6 protein-coding genes are annotated in these 5,178 nt (G+C 62.4%); 4 read left to right on the forward strand and 2 right to left on the reverse strand.

Annotated elements, in window-relative coordinates; all coding sequences use genetic code 11:
• Positions 1-134, reverse strand: a 134-nt coding sequence (locus FV228_RS19665) for a helix-turn-helix domain-containing protein (protein ID WP_187277827.1), incomplete at its 3' end; no start/stop codon positions are given.
• Between the two features lie 374 nt (positions 135-508).
• On the opposite strand from FV228_RS19665, the gene FV228_RS19670 reads away from it, so the two are divergent.
• Positions 509-928: a MucR family transcriptional regulator gene (locus tag FV228_RS19670; protein ID WP_281406507.1), complete on the forward strand. Its 420-nt coding sequence runs from the start codon at positions 509-511 to the stop codon at positions 926-928.
• A gap of 568 nt (positions 929-1,496) precedes the next feature.
• Positions 1,497-3,008: an FAD-dependent oxidoreductase gene (locus FV228_RS19675; protein ID WP_281406508.1), complete on the forward strand. Its 1,512-nt coding sequence runs from the start codon at positions 1,497-1,499 to the stop codon at positions 3,006-3,008.
• A gap of 393 nt (positions 3,009-3,401) precedes the next feature.
• On the opposite strand, the gene FV228_RS19680 is transcribed toward FV228_RS19675, so the two are convergent.
• Complete coding sequence (locus tag FV228_RS19680; RefSeq protein ID WP_246693959.1) at positions 3,402-4,058, reverse strand: Crp/Fnr family transcriptional regulator; 657 nt, start codon at positions 4,056-4,058, stop codon at positions 3,402-3,404.
• Positions 4,059-4,382: 324 nt separating this feature from the next.
• Between FV228_RS19680 and FV228_RS19685 the strand changes: the two genes are divergently transcribed.
• Both FV228_RS19685 and FV228_RS19690 read left to right on the forward strand, forming a co-directional pair.
• The gene (locus tag FV228_RS19685; protein ID WP_147856163.1) at positions 4,383-4,640 is read left to right on the forward strand and encodes a hypothetical protein; all 258 of its coding nucleotides are present in this window, start codon (positions 4,383-4,385) and stop codon (positions 4,638-4,640) included.
• Positions 4,641-5,011: 371 nt separating this feature from the next.
• Positions 5,012-5,178: helix-turn-helix domain-containing protein (locus FV228_RS19690; RefSeq protein WP_147856164.1), on the forward strand; the 167-nt coding region annotated here is incomplete at its 3' end.

Below are 5,178 nucleotides of genomic sequence, written 5' to 3' on the forward strand. Positions count from 1 at the left end.
TGGAAGCGTTCATGCCAGCGGATCGCGCTGGATGGGCCGACCCCGAAGCGCTTGGCCGCCTGTCGGCGCGAAGCTCCCGCCTCGATCGCCGCGATCACGCGTTCTCGCAGATCCATCGATAGCGCTGCCGGCATCCCGACCTCCTCGGAAAGCCCAACATCGAATCAGATCCGCAGACTGCCCGCTACCCCCAACGATTCAACCCAGCCGGACATGGCTCTAATTGGGTTGAGGCACAGGTCTGGTTCAAGATGCTAGAGCGGCTGCTGTAAGGGATGAGGGCGCCCGAATGACAGCCCCTAACATGTCGGATCGCCGTACCGTGCTCAGCCACTGCTGCGAGGATCTTGTTAACCACGTTCGAATCCCAAGCGGACGGGGGTTGAATCCCGCCTTTAGCTGCTGATCTAAGTTGTGTGGCGGCGGTGCCCGCACGCACCTAAGTTTCCAACTGAGCAGTAGTAAAATGGTACCAGAAGATATCGGACCTCAGGTTAATTCCGTGAGGATGGCGGGTGAGGTTGTCGCCGCGTACATCTCGAACAATTCCGTGCCGGTCGCTGAGTTGCCCGGTCTGATCCGGGCCATGCATGACACCATCGCCGCGCTTGCTTCAGGTTCGGCTGTCGGTGCCGCAGAATCCCAGCCAGAAGTTGTACGGCCATCCCCCGCCCAGATCCGCAAGTCGGTTCAGCAGGACGGTTTGATCAGTTTCGTCGACGGGAAGACGTACAAGACGCTCAAGCGGCACCTGACCGCCAATGGGCTGACCCCAAAGGCATACTGCGAGCGCTACGGCCTTCCGGCCGACTATCCGATGGTCGCCCCAAGCTATGCCGAACAGCGTTCAGCGCTGGCCAAGGCGATCGGGCTGGGGCAGCCGGGCTCGAACTCCAAGCCTCGTGGGAAGGCTCGTAAGGCGGCTTGATCCGCGCGGTTCTAATCGATGGATTCGTGAGAACCCGCTGGTCCGAGGACCGGCGGGTTTCCTGTATCGACGAGTGGCCCCTACGATCGTCAAATTTGGCCCAGGACGGGCACGGGTTGATTTGCCCTAGGCACACGCATTGGAGCCTGAACGGCGCAGGATCTGAACGTCGTAACGATTGGGCCGAATCCGACGCTCGGTACCAGCCGCTTGGGTCTGCTTTCGATCCGATTGCGCCTTCGCAGGGAATTCCCATCACGCCCACAAGCGGACGTCCGATAGGCTGAGGTGTTCGATCCTGCGGTTCGCGGACCATCCTGCGAGGAATGCGCCGTCGCCGTGCGATCCGGGAAGCGCCCCGAAGACGGTGCGGTCGCGGCGCAATCGGACGATGACGGAGCAATGCTCGAAGCGGTCTCACGGGTCCGAGTTCCAGCGTGCTCCCGGCCGGGCAAGAGGCAACCGGAACGGGTCCGGCGACTTGATAGGCCGGGCGCGATGACGCTCACCAGGAGCGACGCCATCCATGCCCGGAACCGAGATCCGCCTTGCCCTCGACGCGATCCCGATGGGGGGCATGAAGGAGGGTTCCGCCGGCGACGAAAAGCTGCTGTTCGTACGCGACGCCTCAGGCGTGCGGGCGTTCCAGGCCAAGTGCCCGCATCTCGGGGCACCGCTCGCCAAAGGCGAGATCTGTGGCGGACGCCTCTACTGCCCCTGGCACAAGGCCGCTTTCGCGTTGGCCGACGGAAGCCTCGAGGAGCCGCCGGCCCTCGATTCCCTGACGCGCTACCCTGTCCGCATCGAGGGATCCGAAGCCGTCGCGACCCTTACGCCGGAGCCGGCACCAACGAAGTCGGTGGTCGCGACCGCGGGGCGTGTGCTCATCGTCGGCTCGGGTGCCGCAGCCATCGCCTGCGTGAAGACCCTGCGCCGCGAAGGCTATGACGGGCTGATCACCATGGTCGGCCGCGAAGCGCACCCGCCCTACGACCGAACCAAGCTCTCCAAGCAGTTCCTTGCCAAGCCGACCCCGCCGGAAAAGGTGCTGATCGAGCCCGACTTCGACCAGATCAACAAGGTCGAGCGTATCACCGGGGAGGTCGTCAGGGTCGATCCCTCTCGACGTGACATCACCTTGAAAGACGGCCGGACCTTCGAGGCCGAAGCGATCCTCGTCGCCACCGGAAGCCGGGCGGTCCTGCCGGATTTTCCCGGCAGGACCCTTGACGGGGTCTTCACCTTGCGCAGCCTCGACGACGCGATTCGCATCAGCGAGGCGGCAAACGAGGGTGGGTCGGTCGTCGTGGTGGGCGCCGGCTTCATCGGATTGGAGGCCGCTGCGTTCCTCAACAAGCGCGGGCTGTCCGTCACCGTGCTGTCGCGCGAGGAGGTGCCCTTCGCCAAACGCTTTGGCGAGGCGGTGGGCACGGCGCTGAAGCATTACCATGCCGACAACGGCGTCACGTTCGAGACCAATTCCGTCGCCAGGATCGCCGGCGTTGGCCGCGTCGAAGCTGTCGAGACGAAGGACGGACGGCGCCTCCCGGCCGACATCGTTCTTGTCGGCGCAGGTGCCGATCCGGAAAGCAAGCTGATCGCGGACGTCGAGCCCTGCGAGGGCGGCGGTCTCAAGGTCGGCGGGGACCTCAAGCTCGCGGACGGCGTCTGGATCGCTGGCGATATCGCCGCCTTCCCGGAAAGGGCGAGCGGCGAGACCGCACGGATCGAGCATTGGCGTCTGGCTCAGCAGCACGGCACGCATGTGGCCCATGCCATCCTCGGTCGAAGCGGCGAGTTCGCGGGTGCTGCGTTCTTCTGGAGCAACCAGGGCGACAAGCGGCTCGACTACGGTGGATACGCCAAAGGTTTCGACCGGATCATCTTTCAGGGGGACCCCGCCGCGCTCGACTTCATCGCCTTCTACGTCACGGGCGACAGGGTGACGGCCGCCTGCAGCATCGGTCGCAACGGTGTCTTCACCGCGTTCCTTCATCTGCTCGGCCTCGGGCGTCTGCCCTCGGCGGCCGAGATCGAGGCCGGGGCGGACCTGCCCGCTCTTGCGCGAGAGGCTGTTTAGGGGCTGTCCGGCAACCGACCGAGAACCGCGGCCAGGCCAGGTCGCCAAGTCAGGGATCAGGTCTCTGGGTTGGCGCGGCGCCGGCTCTCCGCCTTTCGAGCCGCGAAGACCGCGGCGACCCCAGAGCATCGGCGGTCGGATGCCTTCTGGCGTTTTCGACCGATCGAAATGGGCGAAAAGCCGACTTGCGTCGCATTCCGCGCGAACGTCCGGCTTCTCAAGTTCGCTTTCAAAAAGCAGACCGGCAGAAAACCACCCTTCTCGGACAGTCGTCCTATCGTGTTATGGGTGGGGTACGCACGCTGCCACACACACTTTTCGACACGATGTGGCGGGGTCGAAGAGGGTGTTGCCTTACTTGCTCCGGCAGGGCCGAGCGCGGTCGTGCGCGATCTATGACTCGTCGTGACTACTCAGATGCAGGTAGGTTGAGTCGAACTCCGCGACCGCCACCAGCCCATCCCAATCGTGAACCGTCAACCGTCTGCTGCGCAGCGTGGCCAGTTCAGCGGCCTTCAGATCGCGGAGGGTGCGGTTGACGTGGACCGACGTGATCCCAAGCGCGTCCGCAAGCTCGGGCTGCGTCATTGGCAGGGCACAGGTGTGATCCGGTGCAAGCCCAACCTGCTCCAGGCGCGTGATCAGCTCGCAGAAAAGATGAGCCGTTCGTATGTAGGCTTCGCGCCGAGCGACGTTCAGCAACCACTCCCGGACAAGCGCCGCATCGATCAACGTACAGCGCCACAACACGGCCTCAAGCCGCGGATGAAATCGCAGCACCTGTCGCATTGCGTCGTGCTGGATAAAACCGATCCTGCACGGACCGACCGCAGAGATGCTGTTGTCAAGCATCTTCAGATGCAAGCTCTGGAGGTCGGGCACGTCACCTGGAACGTGGAAAGCCATAACCTGACGCTTGCCGGTCTGCGTGGTCTTATAGACGGCGACGAAGCCTTCGAGAACCGCGAAGCACTGCGAGGGGCGGTCACCCTCGCGCACGATGTCTTGGCCTGGCTCGAATGACATCACGTGCACGGGGAGGGCGAGCAGCACCGCCTTCTCATCCTCGGATAGAGCAAAAAGGGCGATGCTCTCTACTTTGCGGAGGATTGAGTGGATGTCAGTATGGTGAGATGGTCCAGTCAGCGCCATCCCGCTCCCTTTCGTGGCCGAGATCGGATAAGCTCCGGCCACCGATTTCCAAAATCATATACCAATTCCGGCAATCGCATGCCGTATTATCGGCGGGCATTTGGACGCTGATTTATGTTGTGACTTTGGATAAGGATCCATGCAAAACTGGAGCACCGCTGACAAATCCTAAGGAAATCAGCGGCTGAGAGATTTTCGTGCTCTCCCTTTTTGGGGGGCGGCATGGCCTGCTATTATTTCGATATCTACGACCCTGATCTCGCACATGATGACGTGGGTGTGGAATGCGCTGATCTGGAAGCCGTCCGCCTGCAAGCCAAGCGTACGCTTCCAGAGATAGCCAGAGACCTCCTGCCGAAAGACGGCGATCACCATTTCATCTCCGTCGTGGTGCGCGATGAGTGGAACCAGACGGTCTACACGGCAACGCTTGCTTTTAGTGGTCTCATCGTGGGGCCACCGTCACAAGCACGGGACTGATGTAATCTAATGTCAAGGGCACAAGCCGAAATCATGGGTATACCTGTAGCAAACTATCATTTACGGCTACTTGCGATCCCTCTCGGACACTTCAAGGTCCGCTTCGCGGCAGGTTGGCGGAGAATGACCTACGTCTAGGTTCGGTGGATTGTCGTCGGCCTGCTTTGGGTCAGCGATCCATGGAATCGGAAATCGTCGTTGGGCTCATTAACGATCCATTGCAAAGGGCCGAGAGGTCCGATTCCCGGCATTTTATTGGATGAAGACTCTGGAACTCAACGGGTGTACTCGCATCTGTTCGCTTAGAGCCGTGCCCGGCCGCGTTGCGACGGGTTAGCCGTTTGCAGCGTTGAGTGGTGAAGGAGCCCTCGATGCCTTCACCGTTGTCTGTCGATCTGCGCGAGCGTGTCGTGGCGGCCGTGGCCGAGGGCGCCTCCTTCCATCGAGCGGCGGCCCGGTTCGGTGTAAGCGTGTCGAGTGCCAGCCGCTGGTCGGAGCGGTTCGCGCAGGAAGGCCACGTCGCGCCCAAGCCGACGCG

This window comes from Methylobacterium sp. WL18, from assembly GCF_008040015.1.
Taxonomy (GTDB): domain Bacteria; phylum Pseudomonadota; class Alphaproteobacteria; order Rhizobiales; family Beijerinckiaceae; genus Methylobacterium; species Methylobacterium mesophilicum.